The sequence below is a fragment of the Galbibacter kalidii genome, assembly GCF_026241135.1.
GTDB lineage: Bacteria > Bacteroidota > Bacteroidia > Flavobacteriales > Flavobacteriaceae > Galbibacter.
In genome coordinates this window covers 38982-64410 of sequence record NZ_JAPFGA010000016.1, presented here as the reverse complement: position 1 = coordinate 64410, position 25429 = coordinate 38982, and the positions used below count along the sequence as shown (strand labels likewise).

General features: G+C 38.6%; 24 protein-coding genes. 13 read left to right on the top strand and 11 right to left on the bottom strand.

The window, feature by feature from the left end:
• Positions 1-876 (top strand): nucleoside phosphorylase, encoded by an 876-nt coding sequence (locus OOZ15_RS15535; protein WP_265957354.1) that lies wholly within the window; start codon positions 1-3, stop codon positions 874-876.
• Positions 877-1051: 175 nt separating this feature from the next.
• The gene (locus OOZ15_RS15530) at positions 1052-1903 is read left to right on the top strand and encodes a substrate-binding domain-containing protein (RefSeq protein WP_265957353.1); all 852 of its coding nucleotides are present in this window, start codon (positions 1052-1054) and stop codon (positions 1901-1903) included.
• Here the strand turns inward: OOZ15_RS15530 and OOZ15_RS15525 are convergent.
• Entirely contained in the window at positions 1890-2555 is a 666-nt protein-coding gene (locus tag OOZ15_RS15525; RefSeq protein WP_265957352.1) for a uracil-DNA glycosylase, read from the bottom strand. The genes OOZ15_RS15530 and OOZ15_RS15525 overlap by 14 nt on opposite strands.
• Positions 2556-2803: 248 nt before the next feature.
• Between OOZ15_RS15525 and OOZ15_RS15520 the strand changes: the two genes are divergently transcribed.
• Together OOZ15_RS15520 and OOZ15_RS15515 are read left to right on the top strand one after the other, a co-directional pair.
• Positions 2804-4975 carry an endonuclease MutS2 gene (locus OOZ15_RS15520; RefSeq protein WP_265957351.1) on the top strand — a complete coding sequence of 724 codons (2172 nt, stop codon included), beginning with the start codon at positions 2804-2806 and terminating at the stop codon, positions 4973-4975.
• A gap of 36 nt (positions 4976-5011) precedes the next feature.
• Positions 5012-5488 carry a hypothetical protein gene (locus tag OOZ15_RS15515; protein ID WP_265957350.1) on the top strand — a complete coding sequence of 159 codons (477 nt, stop codon included), beginning with the start codon at positions 5012-5014 and terminating at the stop codon, positions 5486-5488.
• 54 nt (positions 5489-5542) lie between these two features.
• On the opposite strand, the gene OOZ15_RS15510 is transcribed toward OOZ15_RS15515, so the two are convergent.
• Positions 5543-7162: an ABC-F family ATP-binding cassette domain-containing protein gene (locus OOZ15_RS15510; RefSeq protein WP_265957349.1), complete on the bottom strand. Its 1620-nt coding sequence runs from the start codon at positions 7160-7162 to the stop codon at positions 5543-5545.
• 272 nt (positions 7163-7434) lie between these two features.
• On the opposite strand from OOZ15_RS15510, the gene OOZ15_RS15505 reads away from it, so the two are divergent.
• Positions 7435-8847 (top strand): hypothetical protein, encoded by a 1413-nt coding sequence (locus OOZ15_RS15505; RefSeq protein WP_265957348.1) that lies wholly within the window; start codon positions 7435-7437, stop codon positions 8845-8847.
• A 61-nt stretch (positions 8848-8908) separates the two neighbouring features.
• Here the strand turns inward: OOZ15_RS15505 and fsa are convergent, their stop codons facing one another.
• The gene (gene fsa / locus OOZ15_RS15500) at positions 8909-9565 is read right to left on the bottom strand and encodes a fructose-6-phosphate aldolase (RefSeq protein ID WP_265957347.1); all 657 of its coding nucleotides are present in this window, start codon (positions 9563-9565) and stop codon (positions 8909-8911) included.
• 523 nt (positions 9566-10088) lie between these two features.
• On the opposite strand from fsa, the gene OOZ15_RS15495 reads away from it, so the two are divergent.
• Both OOZ15_RS15495 and OOZ15_RS15490 read left to right on the top strand, forming a co-directional pair.
• Positions 10089-12350 (top strand): penicillin-binding protein 1A, encoded by a 2262-nt coding sequence (locus OOZ15_RS15495; protein ID WP_265957346.1) that lies wholly within the window; start codon positions 10089-10091, stop codon positions 12348-12350.
• Positions 12351-12510: 160 nt separating this feature from the next.
• On the top strand, positions 12511-13797 hold the full coding sequence (locus OOZ15_RS15490; protein WP_265957345.1) for a mechanosensitive ion channel family protein: 1287 nt from the start codon (positions 12511-12513) through the stop codon (positions 13795-13797).
• Positions 13798-13881: 84 nt separating this feature from the next.
• Here OOZ15_RS15490 and prmC read toward each other — a convergent pair whose 3' ends face one another.
• Positions 13882-14748, bottom strand: coding sequence for a peptide chain release factor N(5)-glutamine methyltransferase (gene prmC, locus OOZ15_RS15485; protein WP_265957344.1), 867 nt, complete (start codon positions 14746-14748; stop codon positions 13882-13884).
• 1 nt (position 14749) lies between these two features.
• Complete coding sequence (locus tag OOZ15_RS15480) at positions 14750-15235, bottom strand: GNAT family N-acetyltransferase (protein ID WP_265957343.1); 486 nt, start codon at positions 15233-15235, stop codon at positions 14750-14752.
• Positions 15236-15263: 28 nt separating this feature from the next.
• On the opposite strand from OOZ15_RS15480, the gene ribD reads away from it, so the two are divergent.
• The 3 genes from ribD to OOZ15_RS15465 all read left to right on the top strand — a co-directional run bounded on the left by ribD (position 15264) and on the right by OOZ15_RS15465 (position 17613).
• Positions 15264-16322 (top strand): bifunctional diaminohydroxyphosphoribosylaminopyrimidine deaminase/5-amino-6-(5-phosphoribosylamino)uracil reductase RibD, encoded by a 1059-nt coding sequence (ribD, locus tag OOZ15_RS15475; RefSeq protein ID WP_265957342.1) that lies wholly within the window; start codon positions 15264-15266, stop codon positions 16320-16322.
• On the top strand, positions 16315-16929 hold the full coding sequence (locus OOZ15_RS15470) for an HAD family hydrolase (RefSeq protein WP_265957341.1): 615 nt from the start codon (positions 16315-16317) through the stop codon (positions 16927-16929). Before ribD ends, OOZ15_RS15470 begins: the two co-directional genes overlap by 8 nt.
• 78 nt (positions 16930-17007) lie before the next feature.
• A complete protein-coding gene (locus OOZ15_RS15465; RefSeq protein ID WP_265957340.1) occupies positions 17008-17613 on the top strand; it encodes an IMPACT family protein in 606 nt (201 codons plus the stop codon).
• Positions 17614-17713: 100 nt separating this feature from the next.
• On the opposite strand, the gene OOZ15_RS15460 is transcribed toward OOZ15_RS15465, so the two are convergent.
• Positions 17714-18109, bottom strand: a complete 396-nt coding sequence (locus OOZ15_RS15460) for an acyl-CoA thioesterase (RefSeq protein ID WP_265957339.1) — start codon at positions 18107-18109, stop codon at positions 17714-17716.
• A 201-nt stretch (positions 18110-18310) separates the two neighbouring features.
• On the opposite strand from OOZ15_RS15460, the gene dnaA reads away from it, so the two are divergent.
• Genes dnaA through OOZ15_RS15445 form a run of 3 tightly spaced genes read left to right on the top strand, consistent with a single transcriptional unit; the run spans position 18311 to position 20959 of the window.
• A complete protein-coding gene (dnaA, locus tag OOZ15_RS15455; protein ID WP_265957338.1) occupies positions 18311-19738 on the top strand; it encodes a chromosomal replication initiator protein DnaA in 1428 nt (475 codons plus the stop codon).
• Complete coding sequence (locus OOZ15_RS15450; protein WP_265957337.1) at positions 19738-20199, top strand: low molecular weight protein-tyrosine-phosphatase; 462 nt, start codon at positions 19738-19740, stop codon at positions 20197-20199. The genes dnaA and OOZ15_RS15450 overlap by 1 nt, the downstream gene beginning before the upstream one ends.
• Before the next feature lie 31 nt (positions 20200-20230).
• Positions 20231-20959: an SAM-dependent methyltransferase gene (locus OOZ15_RS15445; RefSeq protein WP_265957336.1), complete on the top strand. Its 729-nt coding sequence runs from the start codon at positions 20231-20233 to the stop codon at positions 20957-20959.
• A 10-nt stretch (positions 20960-20969) separates the two neighbouring features.
• Here the strand turns inward: OOZ15_RS15445 and OOZ15_RS15440 are convergent, their stop codons facing one another.
• The 5 genes from OOZ15_RS15440 to dapF form a co-directional block, all read right to left on the bottom strand.
• Entirely contained in the window at positions 20970-21596 is a 627-nt protein-coding gene (locus OOZ15_RS15440; protein ID WP_265957335.1) for an MBL fold metallo-hydrolase, read from the bottom strand.
• 414 nt (positions 21597-22010) lie between these two features.
• Positions 22011-22652, bottom strand: coding sequence for a peptidoglycan-binding protein LysM (locus OOZ15_RS15435; protein ID WP_265957334.1), 642 nt, complete (start codon positions 22650-22652; stop codon positions 22011-22013).
• A gap of 123 nt (positions 22653-22775) precedes the next feature.
• On the bottom strand, positions 22776-23819 hold the full coding sequence (mltG, locus tag OOZ15_RS15430) for an endolytic transglycosylase MltG (protein WP_265957333.1): 1044 nt from the start codon (positions 23817-23819) through the stop codon (positions 22776-22778).
• The gene (locus OOZ15_RS15425; protein WP_265957332.1) at positions 23819-24343 is read right to left on the bottom strand and encodes a GNAT family N-acetyltransferase; all 525 of its coding nucleotides are present in this window, start codon (positions 24341-24343) and stop codon (positions 23819-23821) included. The genes mltG and OOZ15_RS15425 overlap by 1 nt, the downstream gene beginning before the upstream one ends.
• The gene (gene dapF, locus OOZ15_RS15420; RefSeq protein WP_265957331.1) at positions 24343-25119 is read right to left on the bottom strand and encodes a diaminopimelate epimerase; all 777 of its coding nucleotides are present in this window, start codon (positions 25117-25119) and stop codon (positions 24343-24345) included. Before dapF ends, OOZ15_RS15425 begins: the two co-directional genes overlap by 1 nt.
• Positions 25120-25429 lie beyond the last annotated feature (310 nt).

The window sequence follows — 25429 nt, the reverse complement described above, 5'->3', positions numbered from 1 at the left end:
ATGAGCCGTATTGCCGAGTCTGAATTAATCTTGAATAATGATGGCAGTATTTATCATTTAAACTTACTTCCGGAAGACATTGCACCTACGATTATTACCGTTGGTGACCCTGACAGGGTTGCTGAAGTGTCCCGTTACTTTGATTCAATTGAAATAAAAAAAGGAAAACGGGAGTTCGTTACCCATACCGGACATTTGAACGGTAAGCGTATCAGTGTTATTTCCACGGGGATTGGAACCGATAATATCGATATCGTTTTCAACGAACTCGATGCACTTGTCAATATTGATTTTGAAAACAGAAGGGCGAAACCGTCCTTACAATCGCTTGATATTATTCGGATTGGCACTAGCGGATCCATTCAGAAACACATTCCGGTAGATGATTTTCTGATCAGCGAATATGCTGTTGGTTTTGACGGACTCTTACATTTTTACGACAGTATATCTGTTCAACATCAAGATATTCAAACCGCATTGGTAAAACACACCTCTTGGGCAGCGGAGAAATCCGTTCCTTATGTAGTGAAATATAGTAAGGCATTAGCCGGAAAACTGATTTCCGAAGACATTCATTTGGGATTTACAGCCACCAATCCGGGGTTTTACGGTCCGCAATCGAGAAAACTCCGATTGGATATGCAAGATGAAAGTCTAAACGACAAACTGGCTAGTTTTGATTTCAACGGATTGAAATTGACCAATTTGGAAATGGAAACTGCTGGAATCTACGGACTTGCAGCATTGTTGGGACACAAAGCAGTATCCATGAATTGTATTTTGGCAAACAGAGCAACGGGAACTTTTTCAAAACATCCTCAAAAATCAACACAACAACTTATTGAATATACGCTTGAAAAACTGACTAAAGATTAGACCATTTTTTCATTAAAAGCCTATCTTTACTCTCACTAAGTGGTGCCTATTTCTTGATGCTCTATATTGAAATGGGCTAAGGCAAATTATAATTTTAATGTTTCTTGGGCCTGCCTCTGTCGGCAGACAGGCTTGCCCCAAGGTAGATGATTTTTAAAAAGCAAGTAGTAATACCATGAAGAAAATACAAATCGCCGGTGTCCCTGAACATTTTAACCTACCCTGGCATCTCGCTATAGACGACAATGCTTTTGAAGACAGGGGAATAGACCTGCAATGGACGGATGTTCCCGAAGGAACGGGAAAAATGTGCCAAATGCTTCGTGATGGCGAAACGGATATAGCCGTTATTTTAACTGAAGGCATCGTGAAGGACATCGTAGACGGAAATCCTTCTAAAATCGTACAGGTATTTGTGCAATCTCCTTTGTATTGGGGTATTCATGTGGGTTCCGGTTCTCCTTATAAAAAGATTGAAGAGCTGAAAGGAACCAAAGCTGCTATTTCCAGATATGGTAGCGGAAGTCATCTTATGGCCTTTGTTAATGCGGATAATAACGGTTGGAATACTGAGGATTTACAATTTGAAGTGATTAACAACCTCCAAGGCGCCATTGATGCACTAACAGAAGGAACTGCCGATTATTTTATGTGGGAGCATTTTACTACCAAGCCCATAGTAGACAAAGGTGTTTTCAGAAGGATTGGCGACTGCCCTACTCCCTGGCCCTGTTTTGTGGTGGCTGTAAGGGATGAAGTATTGATAAAAAACGCGAACATCATCAAGCATGTCTTGGAGGTGATCAATACCTATACTTCAGATTTCAAAAATATTCCGAGTATCGACCGCATGCTGGCCAATCGATACGAGCAAAAAATAGAAGATATTAAAGAATGGCTGTCCATCACCCGTTGGAGTCAGGAAAATATTGCGCCTATAACGGTTAAAAACATACAGGAAGAGTTACAAAAACTGAATATTATTGATGCCCCCCTCTCCTATTCAAAAATCGTTACCAATCTATAGGTGGTTTGTTGTTTTCGTTCAGGATTGAATTACACTGACTGAAATGCTTATTTCCAAACCAATAGCCTTTGTTTGCACTCAAAGGTGAGGGATGTCCAGAGGTTAAAATACGATGTTTTCTAGCATCGATCAGTTTACTTTTTCGTTTGGCAAAACCGCCCCATAACAAAAAGACCACCCCTTCCCGCTTTTCAGAAACAGTTTTGATCACAGCATCGGTAAAGGTCTCCCAGCCTTTGTTTTGGTGACTTCCGGCTTGGTGTGCCCTAACGGTCAGTGTGGCATTCAACAATAAAACTCCTTGTTTTGCCCAAGCTTCCAGGTTTCCCGATTGCGGATAAGGTTTCCCAATATCAGTTTCCAGTTCTTTAAAAATATTGACCAATGAAGGTGGATGTGTAATCCCATCATTCACCGAAAAACAAAGTCCGTGTGCTTGTCCGAGTCCGTGATAAGGGTCTTGCCCGATAATCACTACATTGGTTTTATCAAACGGACAATGCTCAAAAGCGTTAAAGATTTGTTTTCCTACAGGATAACATTTGTATTTTGCATATTCCTCCTTCACAAATCTTGTTAATTCAGAAAAATAAGGCTGATCAAATTCGTTTTGTAAATGGGCTTTCCAGCTCGACTCTATAGCGACCTCCATGAATTTTAAGCTTATGGTTACAATCTGTAAATATACATTTTTGCCTTTTTAACACCAATTAACTTTTTGATTGAATAATTGTGTGTACTAAATAAAAAAGCTCCTCCCTTATATCCCAACGCTTTCAGATCGGAACGGATGGTTCTGAAATCCCAATAGACAGGCATCGGAACATTTCAAATCCCACTTAGTGAGTAAATCCAAATTAGTATGTAAATTTGCGGTGCTCGAATGCAGTGGGGAAAACTATGAACAAAATACACAAAAAGACATTACAAGATCTTGAATTTTCAAAGGTACTCGAACAAGTAGCCGAGTTTTGCAGTACAGAGCTCGGTAAGGAACAGGCGTTGAAAATCACTCCTTTTCAAAAGAAGGAAAAGTTGATGATTTCATTGCATCAGACCAATGAGTATTTGGCGTCTTTTGATAACAACAACACCATTCCCAATCATTATTTTGATGCCATTTCCAAGGAAATTCAACTTTTAGGTATTGAAAACACGTTAATCGAGATTGAAGGTTTTCGGAAAATTGCTTCCATTTCGGCTACCGTAAACAGTCACATTCTTTTTTATAAAAAATTTGAGGAATACTATCCTACTCTTCATGCTACTGCCCAAGAGATTGAGCTTACCAAAGAAATTATTCAAAAGATTGATGCGGTAATTGATCGTTTTGGGGAGATCAAAGACGGCGCTTCTGAAGCACTTTACAACATTAGAAAACAAATTGGACAAGTTCGCTCCAAGATCAACCAGAGTTTTGCCAGTGCTTTGAGCAGTTACACCTCAGCAGGCGTATTGGACGATATCAAAGAAACCGTGATAGACAACCGCCGGGTGTTAGCAGTAAAAGCCATGTACCGTAAGCGGGTAAAAGGTTCGATCATGGGGAACTCCAAAACCGGAAGCATTGTTTATATCGAACCTGATGCAACCCAAAAATACAACAGGGAACTCAACAATCTGGAATATGAAGAAAAAGAGGAGGTTCAGAAGATTTTAAAAGAATTGACCAACTTTCTTCGGCCTTTCTTACCCTTGTTAGTTGATTACCAATCCTTTTTAAGTCTGATTGATGTCGTTGCCGCCAAAGCGAAATACGCCGAGCAAATGCAGGCCTTGCTTCCTAAAATAACCGATGAGCGTCATTTTAACATTATTGAGGCCTATCACCCTCTCTTATATCTAACGAATAAAGAAAAAGGCGAAAAAACCTATCCGCAGAGCATTACCCTGTATCAGGAGAACAGGATTATTGTTATTTCCGGGCCCAATGCCGGAGGGAAAAGTATTACGCTAAAAACAGTCGGACTTTTACAACTCATGCTGCAAAGTGGCATGTTGGTACCGGTACACGAACGTAGTGAAATGTGTTTGTTTGACCGGATCCTGACGGATATCGGCGATAACCAATCCATCGAAAACCATTTGAGTACGTACAGCTACCGCTTGAAAAACATGAATTATTTCCTTCGGAAATGCAACAAGGGAACCCTTTTTCTTATTGACGAGTTCGGTACCGGAAGTGATCCGGAATTGGGAGGTGCCCTGGCTGAAACTTTTTTGGAGGTGTTCTACGAACGGGAAGCCTTTGGTATCATTACCACTCACTACGCCAATTTAAAAATGTTGGCCAACGAGCTCCCCCATGCCACCAACGCCAATATGATGTTCGACAGCAGGACCCTGGAACCCGTTTTTAGACTTATCCTTGGCGAAGCTGGAAGCTCGTTTACCTTTGAGGTAGCCCAAAAGAACGGTATCCCCTACAGCCTGATCAACCGGGCGAAAAAGAAAATCGAACGCGGAAAAGTGCGTTTCGACGCTACCATCGCCAAACTGCAAAAGCAACGCAGCAAAATGGAAAAGACCTCTACTCAACTAAAAGAAGAGGAAGTAAAAACCAGGGATGAAGCCAAGCGTTTGGAAGAACTGAACAGTAAGATAAAAACCAAACTGGAGAGTTATCAACAGTTGTATGACCACAACCAGCGCATGATCTATTTGGGAAATAAGATTAACGATATTGCTGAAAAATATTTTATCAAGAAGAAGAAGCGTCCGCTGATCTCTGAATTTTTACGCATTGTAGAAACTGAAAACTCCAAACGGAAACGAGAAAAGGCTTCCGTAAAGAAAAAAGAACGGGCCAAGAAAAAAGCTGTCGAAGCTGAAGTACAAAAAGAGGTTAAGGTGATCCGTCAGAAAAAGAAAAAGGAAATAGCAGCCAAACCCAAAGCCCCCGAAAAACCAAAACCTGTTTTGAAAATAGGCGACCGTGTGCGCTTGACGGACAGCAAGTCTGTGGGAAGTATCGATAGTATCGAGAAAAATAAGGCTGTGGTAAATTATGGGATATTTACCACCAACGTGAGCATAGATCAGCTTGAGTTGGTGGAAGCTAAGAAGAAATAAAAGGTTAAAACGTATCTTTACATAAAACCACAACACATGAAACATTCATTTTTTACAATAGCAGTTCTTGTTCTTCTAAGCATTTTCGCGTGCAAAAACGAACCCAAAAAAGAAAACCTCGAGAGTATTGACGAAATTCTTAAAGAAGATGTTTTGGCCGATGCCCCCGCAGTGGAATGTTATCTTTATGTCAATCAAAAGGATTCCATTCAATTAATGATAGAAAAGGAGGATAATTCCATCACCGGTAGTTTGGCCTATAAATTTTATGAAAAAGACAAAAGTTTCGGAACCGTGGAAGGTGTTGTGAAAGGTGACACCCTTCTTCTGGATTACAACTTTATGGCTGAAGGCATGCGCTCCATGCGGAAAATCATTTTTTTAAAAAAAGGAGATGGTTATATTCCAGGCTATGGAGAAACTGAAGAAAAAAACGGTGTCGTTGTTTTTAAAGAAGGAGCAGAAATAGACTTTTATGAAGATCAGGTGTTAAAACAAGTGTCGTGCGAATAAGGAAATTGAGACCTCGTCAGGTTTTGGAAATCTGACAGGTCTCTTTATTTTCAATTAAGCCCCATACATTTTAGCACGTTGTTCCTTGATACTAGGGTCGCTCATATATTCATCGAAAGACAAATAGCGGTCTATTACCCCATTTGGTGTGAGTTCGATTACCCTGTTGGCAACAGTTTGGGCAAATTCGTGATCGTGTGTTGTCAACAAGATCGTTCCTTTGAATTTTTTCAACGAATTGTTAAAAGCCGTAATACTTTCCAAATCCAAGTGGTTTGTCGGTTCGTCCAGCATCAACACATTTCCGCGGATCATCATCATTCTGCTCAACATACAACGCACTTTTTCCCCTCCTGAAAGTACCCTACTGGTTTTTAAAGCCTCATCACCGCTGAACAGCATTTTTCCAAGGAAACCGCGGACGAAAACCTCTTCCCGTTCTTCTTCAGTTTTCGACCATTGGCGAAGCCAATCCACCAAAGTAAGGTCGTTATCAAAGAAGTTTGAGTTATCTGCCGGAAGATAAGCCTGTGTTGTGGTTATTCCCCATCTGAACTTCCCTGAATCCGGTTTTGCATTGTCGTTTATGATCTCATAAAAAGCCGATGTAGCTCTTGAATCTTTAGAGATTATAGCTACTTTATCGCCTTTGCCCAAGTTGATATCGATTCCACTGAACAATACTTCTCCGTCCAAGCTTGCCGAGAGCCCTTCAATGTTTAGAATCTGATCACCGGCTTCCCTTTCTCTTTCAAAAATAATGGCCGGATATCGTCTGCTCGACGGTTTGATATCCTCCACCTTTAGTTTGTCCAGCATTTTTTTACGGGAAGTCGCCTGCTTACTTTTAGCGACATTCGCACTAAAACGACGGATAAACTCTTGAAGTTCCTTGGCTTTATCTTCTGCTTTTTTATTTTGTTGCGCCCTTTGTCTTGCTGCCAACTGGCTACTTTCATACCAGAACGTATAGTTCCCACTGAACAAATTGATCTTTCCGAAGTCAATATCGGCAATACTGGTACACACAGCGTCCAAAAAGTGACGGTCGTGAGAAACTACTATCACTGTATTATCGTAGTTTGCCAAAAAGTTTTCCAGCCACGAAATGGTTTCAAAGTCCAAATCGTTCGTCGGCTCATCCATGATCAACACATCCGGATTACCAAACAAGACTTGTGCCAATAACACCCGTACTTTCTGCTTTCCGTCAAGGTCAGCCATCGATGTATAATGAAGCTCTTCGGGAATTCCGAGATTCGACAACAAAGCTGCTGCATCGCTATCGGCGTTCCATCCGTTCATTTCCTCAAACTGAACCTGTAACTCCCCTATTCTATCCGCATTTTCATCAGAATAATCAGCGTAGAGCTCATCCATTTCCTTTTTGATGGCAAACAAGGGTTTGTTTCCTCTTAAAACGGTTTCCAAAACCGGATATTCATCATAAGCATAGTGATCCTGTTCCAAAACCGACATACGCTTTCCGGGTTCCAAATGCACATGTCCGCTGGTAGGATCTTGCTTTCCGGATAATATTTTTAAAAATGTTGATTTTCCGGCTCCATTTGCGCCTATAATTCCATAACAATTCCCTTGAGTAAAGGTAACATTGACTTCGTCAAACAAAACTCTTTTCCCAAATTGTACGGATAAATTAGAAACTGATAGCATTCGCTTCGTTTTTTACATATTCAGCCGCAAAAGTAACAAAATAACTACACAATTAAGGTACATATGCAAACGTTAAAAGGACTTATTTAACTTCATCTTAACATTAATCTATAACACGCTTTTATAGATTTGTTAAAACTGATATATTTACGCATCTTTACTCACTAAGTGAGCTATGTAATGTCTGACGTATGTTACGTCAAAATGTTTTTAGGCATACAGCCTAATGTCTTGTGGGAACACTTCAAGACAGTTTAATTTAACGTATTTTAATGAAATACTTTTGTTTAGCGTTAATTACAGCCCTCGCCCATAGTTGTGCAAAATCGCCCGACAAGGCATATTTTGGCGGTGAAATTGTAAACCCAAACACAGAGCGTGTATATCTATATTATGACAACGAGCTTATTGACTCCACAAAGCTCGATGCTAACAATCGATTTATATTTGAGCTAGACCAGGTAAAAGAAGGCTTATATCATTTTGAGCACAATGAATATCAATACTTGATCCTGGAAAAAGGCGATAGTTTGTTGATGCGCCTCAACACCTTGGATTTTGATGAATCATTGGTATATTCAGGAAGAGGTTCAGAAAAGAATAATTTCCTGATCGATATGTACCTTATCTATGAAGACGAGGAAAAAGCAGTGAATAGATACAGTGAACTTCCTCCTGAAGTATTTCTACATAAGATCGATTCGCTAAAACGTATGAAAACCGAACTACTTAATGATGTGGATGAACACAACATACTCTCTCCATTAGCCAAACACATAGTACAAGGTGCCATTAACTATCGTTATTTTACAGATATGGAGGAATATCCGTTTATTCACAAATGGAGAAACGGACTGGAAGATTTACCTGAGCTCCCCGGCAATTTTTACGATTACAGAAAACAAATAGACTACAACGACACCCTGCTCATATATTATCGTCCGTATCACAATTATCTGGACACCCATTTCAATAATATGTCCTATTATTATTGCAAAGAAGAAGGTGATACCATCCGAAACATTCAAAGGTCGTTACACTACAACACTCATAAACTAAAACTTATAGACAGTATTGTAGACTATCGGGAATTACAAGACAATCTAACCCGACATGTGGCATATTCCTATTTATTCGGAGGGCATCCTTCTAAAGAGAATCACGATTTCATACAATCGTTTCGCAAGCTTGCTCCTGAAAATCAGCATCAAACAGAAATCGATTCTTTTTATCAAAAGGTGCAAACAATGCAAAAAGGATTAACTATTCCAACCCTGCATATGATTGATGTAGAAGGAAAAGAAGTTGTTTTTGACACCGCTTTTTACGACAAAAACACTGTTTTCTATTTTTGGAATGCATTTCAGAGGAATCATCATGTGAATGTTCTAGGCAGAATTGCTAAATTAAAAGAAGAATTTCCTGAATATCGATACATAGGTATCAACATCAATAATAGTTATGACCTGTGGACAAAAACTTTGACCAGAATCAAGAATGACGATCTTCCCAACCAATATCAGGCCAATAATCCTAAAACCTTGCTGGGTGATCTGGTCATTAGAAACACCAATAAAGTTATTGTCGTTGGTATAAACGGGAAGATCATTGAAGGCTTTGGCCACATCTACTTTAACAGACGATTAAAAAATGCCTTAAGTGAGAATGAGGGGCTTGAAAAGTAAAAAACCTGCTTTATATCATATAAAACAGGTTTTTACAATATTCTATCTTAAGAAAAACTTCTTAGTTATTTCCTTTTTTGTAATCTGCAAGGAATTTTTCAAGTCCGATATCTGTCAATGGGTGTTTCAATAAACCAGTAATGGCAGAAAGTGGTCCTGTCATAACATCGGCACCAAGTTTAGCACAATCTATCACGTGCATAGTATGACGGATGGAAGCCGCTAAGATCTCAGTTTCATATCCGTAATTGTCATAAATCTGACGGATATCAGCGATAAGCGATAAACCATCTGTAGAAATATCATCCAATCTTCCGATAAAAGGCGATACATATGTCGCTCCGGCTTTTGCTGCCAACAGGGCCTGTCCCGGTGAAAAAACCAAAGTACAATTTGTTTTTATGCCTTTGTCTGAAAGATATTTGATCGCTTTTACGCCGTCTTTTATCATAGGTACTTTAACAATAATTTGCTCGTGTAAAGCAGCCAGCTCCTCTCCTTCTTTGATGATCCCTTCAAAATCTGTGGCGATCACCTCTGCTGAAACATCACCATCTACAATATTGCAAATATCCACATAATGTTTAATGATATTGTCCCTTCCTGTAATTCCTTCTTTTGCCATTAATGAGGGATTAGTAGTCACCCCATCCAATACCCCTAATGCTTCTGCTTCGGCAATTTGATCTAAGTTTGCTGTGTCTATAAAAAACTTCATAACTCTTCTCTTCTAATTTATGTTATTTATAATGTTCATTTTATCCCGTAAAGATACTGCTCTATTTTGTCTTTTCAATCAAAAACACAAATACGCATTACAAAGTTATAATTTAATATGGTTTGCCCGTATTATTTATATAATCTTTATGTTATGAGAATTGTGGTAAATAAACCTAATGTCTAATATCAGCTCCGAAATTGGGAGACTTGAGAGAGCAGGGTTGATTATTACTACTATATGGCGAGTTGTGTGAACCTGTGGTTAAAACACCCTACATTTGTTTCTTATCTGAAACTTAGTGATTATCAAAACCCTCCGACCTCAACCAATTCTTGCTCAATTGATTTCGCCCACCTCCCTTCGTCTGAAGGAGGAGCTTGTTTTTGGTTAGAATATAAAATAAACTATCATTAACATTTATACTAAAACCAAAGACATATTTCCATTCGTATATCTACATCACCAACTTTAATAGAGCTTTAACCTTCATTGAGCCAAAAAAATTGTTTGTTTGTAGTCTATGATATTAGCATTTTTAAAAAAATACAGAAACCACCTTATTATAGGTATAGCCTCACTGGCATCCCTCTTTGTTATTTTTATTCTGAGTGTTTATCTAGGGGCTTGGGGACATCTTCCAAGTAAAAAAGAATTGTCCGATCTGGAATTGGATCAAGCCACAGAGATCCTGGCAAACGATGGACGCTTGTTGGGAAAAATCTATATCAATGACCGGCAGCCTATTCCGTTTGACAGTATCCCGGAACATGTGGTTCATGCTTTGGTATCCACAGAAGATGCCCGTTTTTATGATCATAACGGAGTGGACAACAGAAGTTTGGTTCGGGTGTTCTTTAAAAGTATTTTATTGCAAGACGAATCTTCCGGGGGTGGTAGCACCATTACCCAACAATTGGCAAAAAACCTATTTCCGCGTAAAGATTTGGGAGCTTTAGGAATCGCAGTTCATAAACTGAAGGAATCCATCATAGCCAAACGCTTGGAAAAGGTATATTCCAAAGACGAAATCCTGTTGCATTACCTCAATACGGTTCCTTTTAGTGATAATACCTTCGGAATTGAAAGTGCCGCCAAACATTTTTTCAACAAATCGACCACACAGCTCACCACAGCAGAAGCTGCTACGCTTATCGGTTCGCTAAAAGCCACTTACAGTTACAATCCGAAATTATTTTCTGAACGCAGTCAGCAACGGCGTAATGTAGTGCTTTCTCAAATGGAAAAACACGATTATATTTCTGAACCTGTTTATGATTCCCTTCAGCAAGACTCCATAAAACTCGATATTCAGCAATACAGCAATAATGACGGAATAGCACCTTATTTCAGGGAGCACGTCCGTTTGTACTTAAAGGAATGGCTGAAAACTTACAATCAAAAAGAAGATACGACCATTAATATTTATACCGACGGACTGAAGATCTATACCACCATCGATTATGATATGCAAGAAATGGCGGAAACGTCAGTTAAGGAACACCTTCAGAAACTACAACAACAATTTGAAAAAAGTCATGGTAAAAATGCGCCGTGGTTAACTAATGAATCGCTGATCAATATCGAACTCAAAAAAACAAAAGCCTATCAAAGTTTACTGTCAGACGGACTAAATGAAAAACAGATATTGGATTCCCTTCAGCAAAAAAAAGAAATGACCGTTTTTAATTGGGAAGAGAAAACCGAGGAACAATGGAGCACCATAGACAGCCTAAAACACTATCTAAAGTTTCTGAACTGTGGTTTTGTGGCCATCAATCCCAAAAACGGGGCGTTAAAAACCTGGATTGGAGGCATCAACTACGAGTATTTTAAATTCGACCACGTTATCCAAAGTAAACGGCAGGTTGGTTCAACCTTTAAACCTTTTGTGTATACGGCTGCCTTGGAAAACGGTATCGATCCTTGTACCTATTTTTCTGATGATGCTGTAGAATATGAAAATTTAAAAGGATGGACGCCAAAAAATGCTTCAAAAGAAGATAGTACAACCTATATGAATTATTCTATGGAATATGCTTTGAGTAACTCTATAAACACCATTGCAGTAAAGGTTTTGGAAAAAACAGGGATTCAAAATACAATCGAACAAGCTAAAAAAATGGGCATCACCTCTACCCTGCCCAAAGTGCCGTCTATAGCCTTAGGAACTGCGGAAATCAGTCTTATGGAAATGGCCAAAGCTTATACTTCTTATGTCAACAATAGTGTTCCGGCAAGACCGTATTTCATCAAAAAGATTGAAGACAATAACGGAAATATACTTTCAGAACATAAAAACCCTGATATACAGGAAGAAAAAGCATTTTCTGACACCACAAGGGAACTGATGCTGGAAATGATGAAATCGACCATCAATAAAGGAACCGCCACCCGACTGCGTTCAGCATACGGATTAAAAAACGATATCGCGGGAAAAACAGGAACCACACAAAACAATAAAGATGCTTGGTTTGTAGGGATTACACCGGAATTGGTGAGTGTTACCTGGGTGGGCTTGGACAATCATAAGATCGGTTTTAAAACAACCGCAATGGGGCAAGGAGCCAATGCCGCATTACCTATTTTTGGGCGATGGATGCAAAAGATGAATGCCAAGCGTGAATTTGGACGGATCACACAAGCAAAATTTGAAACTCCATCAGAAGAAATACTGAAAAGTCTCGATTGTGCCCCCGAGAAAAGGGATGGCTTTTTTAAACGTCTTTTCAACAACCCGAATAAAAAGAAAAGAAAAAGATTTAAAACAAAAGCTTCTTTGTGATTTTCGTGTGATTTTAAACATAAAAATCAACTACCTTTGGGCAGTCCCACGAGGTAATCAAATGAATAAGTCTTAGTTTATTTCGATGTAGTTCATCGTGAAATAAAACCCACTTAATGGGAATTAATGTACTTTTGTGGGTGCTGAATTCAAAATACCTATGGAAAAAAACCAAGAACTATTATCTCGCATAAGTCGTTTTATACACGACTGGATGATTGATCATGACTATACATTAGGCACAGCTCAAAAAGTAAATTTGATTATCAACCTTCTTGTCGTTGCCATTGTTGTTTTCTTGATCGATCTCCTCATACGCACGGTTGTGGTAAAGCTCTTTTATACCTTTACCAAAAAAAGTAAAACCTCTTTTGACGATTTTTTGGTGAAGAGTAATTTCCCGAAATACGTTGCCCATATCATTCCTCTTATTATTATCAAGCAACTTATTCCCTATATTTTTACTGATTTCCCGGATCTCAATAATTTCTTTTTAAAAGTAACTGATGTTTATTTGGTTTGTTTGATCATCTTTATCTTCAGAAGTGTTATCAAAAGTGTTAAAAAATACCTGCGAACAACCGATCGTTTTTATGACAAGCCTTTGGACAGCTACGCACAGGTTATTATCATTTTCGTATGGTTTATTGGGATTATTTTTATTTTTTCAGAACTGACGGGGCTATCCATCCTTAAATTCATCACTACTCTTGGGGCCGCTTCGGCTATCCTATTGCTTGTTTTTAAAGATACTATTCTAGGTTTTGTTGCTAGTATCCAAACCTCTGCCAATGATATGGTGCGCATTGGGGATTGGATCTCCATGGAAAAGTATGGCGCTGACGGGGATGTTGTTGAGATCAACCTAGCCACCGTGAAAGTGCGCAATTTTGATAATACTATCACGACCATCCCTACCTATGCCCTTATTTCCGATTCGTTTAAAAACTGGAGAGGAATGCAGGAAAGTAGCGGTAGAAGAATCAAACGAGCGATTTATATAAAATCGTCAAGTGTGAAATTCCTGACTGCAGACGACCTTAAGAAATATTCCAACATCCAAGCCGTACAACAATATATAGAACACAGGCAAACGGATATTGATAAGTTCAACCAAGAGCACAGATTCGATAAAAAACGTAACGTTGTTAATGGGAGAAATCAGACCAACTTAGGCCTTTTCAGAAAATATTGTGACCTCTATTTAGAAAATCATTCTGCCATCAATAAAGACATGATGATAATGACCAGACACCTCGCTCCTACTGCTGAAGGGATTCCGTTGGAAATTTATGTTTTTTCCAAAGACAAGCGTTGGGTGAATTACGAACGCATCATGGCCGATATTTTTGAACACATCATTGCTGCTGTTCCCCATTTTGATTTGGAAATATTCGAAGTCCCCACCGGATCGGATATCGTTAAAGCTTTGCGTGACAATAAGTAGTAGTTAATTAGGTGATTTTGTTGAAATGGGGTCTCGATAGGTTGTTTTCACAACATTCCACATGGAAATCAAACTGACATGATTTTAAGCTTTTCTTGCCCTCAACATCCTATCGTTTTTAAACAAATCTTTCTTTAATTTTGTATCCTGAAATTGATATTCCGCTATCAAGTCCAACATTTCTTTTCCAAGATACTGATTGATCTCGAAGTACAATATCCCATCTTTTTTTAAATCTCCCGATGCTAATTGTGCTATCTTTTTATAAAATATCAACGGATTGTCATCGTATACAAAAAGTGCCGTGGTAGGTTCGTATCCCAATACATTGTCTTTTATTTCCTGCTTCTCCAGATTCCGCACATAGGGCGGATTGGAAACGACAATATCAAACGAATCGATCTCAGGAAATATTTCTGACAAAGATGAAACCGAAAGAATATCCACTTCACGGAAGTTGACATTCACTTTGTTGAACTTTGCATTTTCCTTTGCTATTGCTATAGCCGCATCTGAAACATCCACGGCGTAAACCTCGGCATCGGGCCTATTTTTAGCCAATGAAACAGCGATACACCCGCTCCCCGTCCCAATATCCAATATTTTAAGTGAGGTGTTCTTTGCAGTATCCTTTATGATCCAGTCTACCAACTCTTCGGTTTCCGGTCGCGGAATCAAGGTGTGTTCATTGATCAAAAATCCCAATCCGTAGAAATAGGCCTTTCCTAAAATATGCTGAATGGGCTTTTGTGTTTTTAATTCGGCTAAAGCGTTTTGAAATTTAGCTGATGCATCCGCTTCAACCTCGATTTGTAAGTTCTGAGTAATCTGATAGGATTGCAGTCCCATATAGGATTCACATAGCAACTTAAAGAAAGTGCTTATCTCTGTGGCTTCATAAATACCACTCAGTGTTTGCGTAAATTCACTTTTCAATTGGTTTAAGGTCATCCTACATCTCTTTTAACATCCAAACTGGACAAGAATAATGGCCCGTATTCCCCATAGGCTTATCGATATAATGAAATCCGGCCTTTTTATACAGTTTCTGTGCATCGGTCATATAGGGCATGGTTTCAATATAACATTTTTTAAAGCCAAAACTCCGGGCGGCATCCAGGCATTTTTCCATCATTTTCATTCCAAATCCCTTACCGCGTATCGTATTCAAAAAATACATTTTTTGAAGTTCGCAAATGCTTTCATCTTCGTTTTGCAAATGTGCAATTCCGCCGCCGCCGACAACTTCTCCATTCACTTCCAAAACAAAATAAACAGCCCGTTCTTTGTCATAGGTTTTGAAAAGATTGTCCAAAGCATTGTCTTCATAAGCAGTTCCGGTTTTTGGGGCGCCCATTTCCACAATGACCTCCCTGACGATTTCTGCCATTCGCTGATTGTCCTTTGGTTGAATTTCTCTTATTTGCATAAGGTTCATACAGTGATTTATTGCTATTTTCGTGTCTGTGAATATACATGATTTCTATATAAAAAGATGTATCCAGATTGCTAAAAATGGTCTGGGAAACACCTACCCCAACCCTATGGTAGGCTGTGTGATTGTTGCTGACAATAAGGTTATAGGCGAAGGTTTTACCAGCCCTGCCGGACAAAATCATGCCGAAGTCAATGCGGTTCAATCGGTTAAAGACAAAGCGCTACTCAAAAAAGCCACTTTATATGTCACTTTGGAACCTTGTTCGCACTTCGGAAAAACACCTCCCTGCGCCGATCTTATCGTGAAAAATAAAATTCCGAATGTGGTGGTAGGTGTTTTGGACAGCAATGAAAAAGTTGCCGGACGTGGTATAAGAAAACTGACAGAAGCCGGATGCAAAGTCACCGTGGGCATACTGGAAGATGCTTGTAAAGAAAGTAACAAACGTTTTTTTACTTTTCATGAAAAACGTCGTCCGTATATAATCTTGAAATGGGCACAAACTGCCAACGGTTTTATTGCTCCGTCGAAAGACAACTCTCCTGAAGATCGAAAGCCTATTTGGATTACCAATAAGTTTTCTAGGCAATTGGTGCATAAATGGCGTAGCGAAGAACAAGCCATTTTGGTGGGCACAAATACTGTAATCACCGACAACCCCAAATTAAATACCCGGGACTGGCAGGGCAACTCTCCTATCCGGGTGGTTCTCGACAGGCAATTGCGTATTCCAAAAGATTCTTTTGTGTGGGAAGGTTCGCAGAAAACAATCTTCCTTGTCGGTCAAAAAACCAAAACGGAAGATGATTCTTCTGAAAATATTGTTTTTGAAAACATCGACTTCAATAAAAATGTTGCGCAGCAGATTTGTGATGTTTTATTCAAACACGAAATCCAAAGTCTGATCGTTGAAGGCGGAAGCAAGACCCTGCAAACTTTTATCGACGAAAACCTTTGGGATGAAGCCCGGGTTTTTGAGGGAAAAACAAATTTTGAAAACGGAACCCAAGCACCGGTTTTAAAACATCCAAGCCAATCCGAAGAAAACATAACCGGCGATCTTCTTAAAACCTATAAAAATGATTGAAAACATAATCTTTGATTTTGGCGATGTCTTTATCAATTTGGATAAAGAAGCTTCCATGCGGATGGTTTTAGATAGGTATCCCGATTTCAAAATGACCGATAAAATCGACGCCTTGAATATGGAATATGAGCAAGGACAGATCTCAACCGAAGCTTTTGTTGAAGCATACAAAAAATTCCTTCCGAAGGAAAGCGACGAAGAATTGAAAACCATCTGGAACGCCATCATCCAGGACTTCCCGGAATACCGATTGGAGTTTATCGAAAAACTGTCGAAAGAGGGAAAATACAAGCTTTTTCTACTAAGCAACACCAACGAACTCCATATCGAACAAGTGATTAAAAATATTTCTGAAGAGCGGTTCGAACGTTTTAAAAAATGCTTCGACAAATTTTACCTCTCCCATGAGATCAAATTAAGAAAACCCAACAGCAGTATTTTTGAATTTGTGTTGGATGACAATAACATTACTGCCCGGGAAACCATATTTATAGACGATACTCTTGAACACATTCAAACAGCAAAAAACATGGGGTTCCATACTTGGAATTTAATCCCCGGAAAAGATGATGTAATTCATTTATTCAATAAAAATATACTTTTATAACAATTGTTTATGTTAATAACTATTTTGTTTGTTTATTAACAATTACTAAATTTTGTAAGCCAAAAATTAATCTAAAGTTTGACAGACACTTATAAAACCATAGCAGAAAAAGCACCCGAAGTACTCTTTAAAGACAAAAGCAGTAAGTTTTACGGCTACGCTTTTCCTGTTGTAGATGAAGAAGACATCAAAGAACAGATTGAAGCATTAAAAATCCAGCACAACAGTGCACGTCATCATTGTTATGCATGGCAGATAGGCACCGGAAAGATACAATACCGGGCCAATGACGACGGAGAACCCTCCAATACTGCTGGAATGCCTATTTACGGACAAATACAATCTTTTGACATCACCAATGTCCTTATCGTTGTGGTTCGCTATTTTGGTGGAATAAAATTAGGAGTCGGTGGCTTGATCAACGCCTATCGAACAGCAGCACGGATGAGTCTGGAAGCGGCAAATATTGTAGAAAAAACCATTGACACCAGGTTTTTAATCACTTTTGAATATAAAAACATGAACAATGTAATGCGGGTTATCAAAGAGAAAAAACTTGCTATCGAGAGCCAAAAAATGGAACTCAGCTGCGAAATTATGGCCAGTATCAGAAAAAGTAAAGCTGAGCAAGTCAAACAAGCTTTTAAACCATTTTATGAAGTAAAAGTAGAAGAGCTTTCCTGAATCCCATAAAGTAATGTTGTTCCTTGAAATGAGTAAAGGTAATCTGTTTAATACCTCGTGGACCCGATAGCTATCGGGATGCCTTAAAATAGTTGATTTTTTACAATTTCTCCAAAATATAATCGGGACATTTCATAGGTCGACCCGTTTTTGAGTTGATAAATGCCAAAACCGTGTTTGCTTCAACTAAGATATTATCCCTTTCATCGAAAATAGTATAATCGAACTCAATTTTAACTGAAGGGGTCTTTTTTAGACGTACCTCAATTGTTAATAAGTCGTCGTATCTCGCAGGCTGCTTATAGTTAATAAATAATGACACCACTGGAAGCATCACTCCATTTTCTTCCATCCATTTATAGGAGATGTCAAGCTCCCTAAGCCACTCAACCCTAGCAACTTCAAGATATTGTGCATAATTACCGTGGTAGACCACGCCCATTTTGTCGGTTTCACCATAGCGAACTCTTATGTTAATTTTATTTGTTTTTTTCATTTAAAAATGTATTTTACATATGTTAAGAAAGTATGAAGAGAAAGTTAACAATCATGAGAAAAAAAAAGGATAAATTCAACCCAGTTTCATTTTTTTTTTCAGTTTTTTGTTCACATATTTGTTCAACCTTTTACGATAGTAAATTTCTATAAATTCTATTCACTATCAAACCTGACTAACTATAAAAATAATATTTAAAGAATGAACGTAACTGCGGAATCAGTATGGGATAACTGTCTTCTATTCATAAAAGACAATATACAGCCCCAAGCTTACAAAACATGGTTTGAACCTATCAAATCTGTAAAACTAACTGATAATGCATTAAGTATTCAGGTTCCTAGTAAATTTTTTTATGAATGGCTCGAAGAGCATTACGTAAAACTTCTCAAAGTTGCTTTAACAAAAGAATTAGGGGAAAATGCCAAATTGGTCTATGTCATCCGAATGGAAAACACTTATGGCAATAAAAAACCGTTTACTGAAAGTATCCCGAGTTCCAACAGGGCAAATATGCAACCACAGGAATTAGACGTTCCGGTAAAGCACAAAAATCCGGAGCTTAAAAATCCGTTTGTGATCCCCGGGATCAGGAACATCAAAATAGAATCACAATTAAATCCCAATTATAGTTTTGACAATTTCCTGGAAGGTGACTCCAATCGCTTGGCTCGTTCGGCTGGTATGGCCGTAGCCAACAAACCAGGAGGAACTTCTTTCAACCCCCTACTCGTTTTTGGCGGTGTTGGTTTGGGAAAGACACACTTGGCACATGCTATTGGAGTGGAGATCAAAGATAAATATCCGGAAAAAACCGTTTTATATATTTCTGCTGAAAAATTCACACAGCAATTTATAGAGTCGGTAAAAAAGAATACCCGAAACGATTTCATCCATTTCTATCAACTCATCGATGTATTGATTATTGATGATGTGCAATTTTTCTCCGGAAAATCAGGAACACAGGATGTGTTTTTCCACATCTTTAACCACCTGCACCAAAATGGAAAGCAAGTGATTCTTACATCAGACAAAGCTCCCGTAGACATGCAGGATATCGAGCAACGCCTCTTATCCCGTTTCAAATGGGGATTGTCGGCAGAATTGCAGAATCCTGATTTCGAAACCCGAATCTCCATTTTAAAGAATCGCCTCTATCGCGATGGGGTAGAAATGCCCGAGGAGATTGTTGAATGTGTTGCCAGGAACATCAAAACCAATGTTCGCGAACTGGAAGGCGCCATCATTTCTTTGATTGCACAATCTTCTTTCAACAAAAAAGAAGTGACTATCGAATTGGCCAATCAGATCGTTGATAAATTTGTAAAGAACACCAAGCGGGAAGTTTCTATCGACTATATCCAAAAGGTTATTTCAGACTATTTTCAAATGGATGTGGAAACCCTACAGTCGAAAACCAGAAAAAGACATATTGTTCAAGCAAGACAATTGGCCATGTTCTTTGCCAAAAAATACACCAAAGCTTCTTTGGCAAGTATCGGTTCTCAAATAGGAAAACGAGATCACGCAACTGTGCTTCACGCCTGTAAAACTGTTGATAACCTGGCCGAAACTGATAAACAATTCAGAAAATACATCGAAGACCTTAATAAAAAATTTGTACAATAATGCCGGTTCGTGTCCTTATGGTCTGCCTCGGAAATATTTGCAGATCCCCTTTGGCAGAAGGAATTTTACAATCCAAGGTCGATCCTGAAAAAACAATGGTGGATTCCGCCGGAACATCCAATTATCACATTGGGGAAAGTCCTGATCCAAGATCTGTTGAAATAGCATCCAAATTCGGTATTGACATCACAAATCAACGTGGACGCCAGTTTACTGTTATCGATTTTGATGATTTTGACCTTATCTTTGCCATGGATAAGAGCAATTACAAGAACATCCTTCGGCTGGCGAGAAATGAAGAGGACAAAAAGAAAGTGGATTTAATCCTGAACAAGATCAGTTCGAGGGAAAATCTCGATGTTCCCGATCCGTATTACGGCGGGACTATGGGCTTTGAAAATGTTTTTCGCATGCTTGATGAAGCTACTGATGTGATCGCAGAGGAATATAAGCTTTTATAGTGTTTTTATCTTGAATTTATAACCGGATATCATGGCTGAACAACATAAAAAAAAGGGCAAACTCTACCTCATTCCCACAACACTTGGCGATGTGGAACCTCTTGAAGTGATACCACTTTCTATAAAACGCGTTATTGAAAATGTGAATTATTACATTGTTGAAAATGAAAAGACCGCGCGGCAATCTATCAAAAGGATACATCCAAAAAAGTCACAGCCCAATCTCCATATCGAATTGCTAAACAAATTCACCAAACCTGAAGAAATTCCGCAATTCCTCACCCCATGCCTGAACGGTTATGACGTTGGGATTATTTCTGAAGCAGGCTGCCCCGGTGTGGCCGACCCTGGAGCCGATGTTGTAGCCTTGGCTCATGAAAAAGGCATTCAGGTAGTTCCTTTGGTTGGACCTTCTTCTATTTTGTTGGCATTGATGGCCAGCGGGATGAACGGACAAAGTTTTGCGTTTCACGGTTACCTGCCCATTGATAAAACGGAAAAGAAAAGAGCCATAAAAAAACTGGAAAAACACTCTAAAGAGTTCAACCAGTCTCAAATTTTTATAGAAACCCCCTACCGGAACGACAAATTGATGTCTGACTTCACCACTACCCTACACCCTGCGACCTTGCTCTGTGTTGCCAGTGATATTACTCTTCCTACGGAATACATTAAAACCCAGCCCATAGCACAATGGAAAAAAAGCAATCTCAGTCTCCATAAAAGACCGACGATTTTTATTTTTCATGCAAAGGGATAATAAAACCTTATTATTTACCTTTTAAGTAATCCCTCAAAGCTTTTTTTCCGTCTGTTTCTATAATCGAATAGTGAAACGGATAGACATTTTCAAAATCGTATTGCAACAGTTTTTTGCAGCTTTTTATTCGATCAGACAAATTCTCATAATCTTCAGGGGTTTCTCGGGTAAAATCTTTAACCTTCCCGTTTGTATCTCCGTGAAAGGTGTCGCCGGTAAACAAAGATTTTGTGTTTTTTTCAAGAACACAAACTGCTCCGGCACTATGTCCCGGGCTATGGATCACCTCGATATTTTGTGCAAAAACAGGCATTTCAGTAAAGAACACATCAGGTTTCATTCTTAGCCAAGGGTGGTTTTCATCAGCTTTGTGGGCATATACTTTCAGTCCGATTTTTTCTTGCCATTCAGTTCCATCCTTTATTCCACAAGAACCGTGGGATATAATTGCTATAGGCGGTTTATTAAATGAAAGAATAAATTTTTCAATGTTTTTTGAATAGGTAGAAATATCAAAAAGTAATACCTTATCTTCTAATTCAATTAAGTATGTATGCACAGGCTCTCCATAGAAGTATTGGTTATTGATTTCATAAATATCTTCTTGCAATTTTGTATAAACAGGTTCGTTTTTCATATTGCAGGAGGTTAAAAACAGCATCATTCCTAAAAGATATGTCATCATTTTCATGTCCCTAAAATTTTTTGCAATGTAAAATGCACAATCCCGCAAGTTCCGGGATGTTGCACACATGAAACCGCTGCGCTCCTGCCTATGTTGGCAGGCAGGCCCACATAATTTTTTTAATCAAGCTTTTTTACGTATTCATGATTAATAAAATTCATGTCCGTTTCATCAGCTTATACTAAATAACGGGTATTCATCCCCTTTAATATACTGCTTTTTCTTCAAAAAGCAACTATCATATAAACTACCACTTTGCATAACAGCTTAATACTACAACAAAAGACCAGAGGTCTTTGGTGGAATATAAAAAGCCCCAAACAAAGTTTGAGGCTTTTCTCTTTTATATGATCTTAATTTTTCTTTTTAAATCTTAGCAGCTTTATCAGCTTTAACATGTGACACATCATATTTGGCAAACTTTCGCATATAATACCGTATGGAAGCACCATTGGCATCTTCAAAACCACTTGTACCGTGAGTACGTAAATAACGCTTTACATTGCCGGGTCCGGCCAAGTGAGCAGCGGCCAAAATACCCGATTCGGTTACTTTTACACCGTTAAAGATCTCACCTACATACCACTCAATATCTTTTCTCAACACCCATTTGTTTCTTTCAAGATTGGCTATAAAAGCACGTTCCTGTAATTCCGGGTTGTTTAGAAAATCGGTTTTGGAGTGTATTCCTATCGTCTTTAAGGTTGAGGCTCCAAATTGATATTTCCCCATATAACCCAAAGAGTTTATCGTAAAGTAATCCCCTCTGGATTCTTTAAAAGCCAGAGCCTCTTTAAATCCGTTGAACGACTTCCCTAAAAAGGGAGGTTGAGCAACATCAGAAGCGTCTTCTTCCATAGAAACCGAATATGCCATAGGGGCTGAAACCCTATTAATATAATGAACATTTTTATGGGCTTTTATTACAGAAGTAAAGCCCAAACCTATGCCTAAAACTAAAATCAAAACAGCTACTAAAACATTAAATTTTAATACTTGTTTTTTCATGCTTTTATGTTTCTTCAAGCCTTACACCAAATCGAAATTCAGTAGCTTAAAAATTGAGCGTGCAAATATACAACTTTTTTAATTCAAACTAAATCAAATAGTTAAAATATTATTAAAGTCCGGTTAACGCATCACTTTTTGTGAATTCAACCATCTTACGTAGGCTTGTTTGTTGGCATTGTGTTGGGAAAGGGTCTTTGCAAATTTGTGATATCCAAAATTCTCGATATCGGCTACAAAATACAAAAAATTATGCTTTTCATGATTTAACACGGCATCAATTGCAGAAATATCAGGCATGGCAATCGGTCCCGGCGGGAGTCCGACATATTTATAGGTGTTGTATGGAGAGTCCAGCTCCAGGTCCTTATAAAGAACCCGCTTTATTACCTTGTCAAAGTCGTTTGCTTCTTTTTTCAAGGCATAGATCACCGTTGGATCAGCCTGTAAAGCCATTTTTTTCTTCAATCTGTTTATATAGACTCCGGCCACCCGCGGACGTTCGTCTACTTTCACGGTTTCCTCATGAACGATAGACGCTAGGGTAACCACCTCCAAAGGTTTAAGCCCTATGGCCTTGGCTTTATTCAAACGGGTTTCTGTCCAAAACCGTTTGTATTCTTTCAGCATACGATCCCTGAACCCTTCTGCAGAGGTATTCCAGAAAAACTCATAACTATTGGGAACATACATAGCCAGAGCGGTTTCTTGATCGAATTTTGCACTGTCTAAAAAAGTTTGGTCTGTGAAACTTTCTAACAAATCAAGGCTATCGGCTTCAATTTGTGTCGCAATACGTCCTGCTAAATTCGCTATGGTCTCTTGGTTGTTGAAGGAAATATCGACAGGAATGTTCTTACTTCGCAGCGAGTTGATGATCTCGTTGTTGTTCATCTCTTTTTTTATGCTGTATTTCCCCGCTTTGATATTATTGATATACCCTTTTCTTTCTGCTACTTTTGTAAAAGTCTCCACATTTTTGAGCAAGGGAGTCAACTGTTCCTTCACATCATTAAAATTGTCATCTGATTTGACATAAACATAAGCTTGGTCGTTTTCAAAGGCGGTATTGGGCATAAAAACCGTATTATATACAAAATACACAAAAACAAATCCTGCGATGGCACCCAAAAGTGCTATTGCCACTAAAATTCTTCTTATATACATTATTTATTGATCTTTTGATAAAGGATTTCGTTACGGAATTCCCCTGAAGTATAATTCCAATCTCTTTTTATGCCAACCCTTTCAAAACCCAGGTTGGAAAAAAGATGGATACTGGGTTTATTATTTTCTGAAATATTGGCATACAGCTGATGGAGGTCCAAATGTTTGAACGCATACGAAATAAGCAAGGACAGCGCTTCTCTGCCAACGCCTCTATTCCGGTTTGCTTCTTCCAAGATGATGATCCCCACGCCTGCTCTTTTATTTTTAGGATTATAGTCGAATATATCGATAAAACCTAATAAACGGTCGTTGTAGTTGGATATTGCCAAGCGCAATTGTTTTGCTTCATAAATATCCTTATGACTGTTGGCCAGGTATTCTTTTAAGATATATTTGGAGTATGGCGCCAGTGTTTCACTCACTTCCCAAACTTTCTCATCATTTTCCAAAGTATATAAGAAGTCGAGGTCTTCCGACTCCAGCGCTCTTAAAAAAATAGTATTTCCCGACAGTGTTATCATTATATCTCTATTATTCCCGAAAATACCTGTGTAGCCGGGCCTACTAAATGGATGTTCTTATACCCTACGCCGTTTTTTTCAAACGAAACTTTTAAAAGTCCTCCGGGTGTTTTCAAGTTAATTTGATTGCTGTCGGTTTGCTGGGTGTGATGCATCGCCAAAGCAACGGCGGTCACCCCTGTACCACAAGAGAAGGTTTCGTCTTCAACACCACGCTCATAGGTACGCACTGAAAAAGTGTCAGCTTCCTCTTTTTCAACAAAATTGATGTTACTTCCTTCGTTTCCGTATTTTCCATAACGCAATTTGGCTCCGTGATTTTTTACATCCAAAGCTGAAAGCCCGTTGACCAATTGCACATGGTGTGGCGATCCGGTATCCAGGAAAACATGATTGGCAAAAGCATTGATGCTTTCAACGTTCTGCATAGCCAGACTTATGATTCCTTCGGAAATACTGGCATGATGCAATCCATCGACAGCCATAAAAGTACATTCATCCTCCACAACATTTAAGAAATTGGCAAAAGCGACGATACATCTTCCGCCATTTCCACACATCGTACTTTCGTTTCCATCGGCATTGTAATAAACCATTTTAAAATCGGCCTCGTCACCATTTTCCAATAAGATAAGTCCGTCTGCACCTATCCCAAACCTTCGATCACATAAGTTATTGACCAGTTTGATATTGTTTTTCGGGAAAAATTGTTGCCGGTTATCGATCATAACAAAATCGTTTCCGGTCCCTTGATATTTATAAAAATTGAGTTTCATTGTTTTAGCGTTACTCATGTTTTGAAACAGATGTTTATCAAATTTTTGTTAATGAACTTGTATAATTTTTTTAAACTGGCTAAAAAATTATTCTTTTGAGCCTGTTTAATTTACCAGCTGACGCAAGGGTATTTTCGCTTCAATCAAAAAAGTTTATACAAGTTCAAGAAAAAACACTGTTCCATTATTCTATTGCAAATATACAATAATGTAGCTGTTTATTTCATTGTTAAAGTGCGTTAAAGTTGAAAACCACATATAATTATCAAGTATTTTTATACGTTAGATGAATTATGTATCTTATATAGTT

Excerpts from the sequence above, each read along its gene's own strand:
- OOZ15_RS15535 (WP_265957354.1), top strand. The coding sequence starts at position 1 with ATGAGCCGTATTGCCGAGTCTGAATTAATCTTGAATAATGATGGCAGT.
- OOZ15_RS15530 (WP_265957353.1), top strand. The coding sequence starts at position 1,052 with ATGAAGAAAATACAAATCGCCGGTGTCCCTGAACATTTTAACCTACCC.
- OOZ15_RS15525 (WP_265957352.1), bottom strand. The coding sequence starts at position 2,555 with ATGGAGGTCGCTATAGAGTCGAGCTGGAAAGCCCATTTACAAAACGAA.
- OOZ15_RS15520 (WP_265957351.1), top strand. The coding sequence starts at position 2,804 with ATGAACAAAATACACAAAAAGACATTACAAGATCTTGAATTTTCAAAG.
- OOZ15_RS15515 (WP_265957350.1), top strand. The coding sequence starts at position 5,012 with ATGAAACATTCATTTTTTACAATAGCAGTTCTTGTTCTTCTAAGCATT.
- OOZ15_RS15510 (WP_265957349.1), bottom strand. The coding sequence starts at position 7,162 with ATGCTATCAGTTTCTAATTTATCCGTACAATTTGGGAAAAGAGTTTTG.
- OOZ15_RS15505 (WP_265957348.1), top strand. The coding sequence starts at position 7,435 with ATGAAATACTTTTGTTTAGCGTTAATTACAGCCCTCGCCCATAGTTGT.
- fsa (WP_265957347.1), bottom strand. The coding sequence starts at position 9,565 with ATGAAGTTTTTTATAGACACAGCAAACTTAGATCAAATTGCCGAAGCA.
- OOZ15_RS15495 (WP_265957346.1), top strand. The coding sequence starts at position 10,089 with ATGATATTAGCATTTTTAAAAAAATACAGAAACCACCTTATTATAGGT.
- OOZ15_RS15490 (WP_265957345.1), top strand. The coding sequence starts at position 12,511 with ATGGAAAAAAACCAAGAACTATTATCTCGCATAAGTCGTTTTATACAC.
- prmC (WP_265957344.1), bottom strand. The coding sequence starts at position 14,748 with ATGACCTTAAACCAATTGAAAAGTGAATTTACGCAAACACTGAGTGGT.
- OOZ15_RS15480 (WP_265957343.1), bottom strand. The coding sequence starts at position 15,235 with ATGAACCTTATGCAAATAAGAGAAATTCAACCAAAGGACAATCAGCGA.
- OOZ15_RS15470 (WP_265957341.1), top strand. The coding sequence starts at position 16,315 with ATGATTGAAAACATAATCTTTGATTTTGGCGATGTCTTTATCAATTTG.
- OOZ15_RS15460 (WP_265957339.1), bottom strand. The coding sequence starts at position 18,109 with ATGAAAAAAACAAATAAAATTAACATAAGAGTTCGCTATGGTGAAACC.
- dnaA (WP_265957338.1), top strand. The coding sequence starts at position 18,311 with ATGAACGTAACTGCGGAATCAGTATGGGATAACTGTCTTCTATTCATA.
- OOZ15_RS15450 (WP_265957337.1), top strand. The coding sequence starts at position 19,738 with ATGCCGGTTCGTGTCCTTATGGTCTGCCTCGGAAATATTTGCAGATCC.
- OOZ15_RS15445 (WP_265957336.1), top strand. The coding sequence starts at position 20,231 with ATGGCTGAACAACATAAAAAAAAGGGCAAACTCTACCTCATTCCCACA.
- OOZ15_RS15440 (WP_265957335.1), bottom strand. The coding sequence starts at position 21,596 with ATGAAAAACGAACCTGTTTATACAAAATTGCAAGAAGATATTTATGAA.
- OOZ15_RS15435 (WP_265957334.1), bottom strand. The coding sequence starts at position 22,652 with ATGAAAAAACAAGTATTAAAATTTAATGTTTTAGTAGCTGTTTTGATT.
- mltG (WP_265957333.1), bottom strand. The coding sequence starts at position 23,819 with ATGTATATAAGAAGAATTTTAGTGGCAATAGCACTTTTGGGTGCCATC.
- OOZ15_RS15425 (WP_265957332.1), bottom strand. The coding sequence starts at position 24,343 with ATGATAACACTGTCGGGAAATACTATTTTTTTAAGAGCGCTGGAGTCG.
- dapF (WP_265957331.1), bottom strand. The coding sequence starts at position 25,119 with ATGAAACTCAATTTTTATAAATATCAAGGGACCGGAAACGATTTTGTT.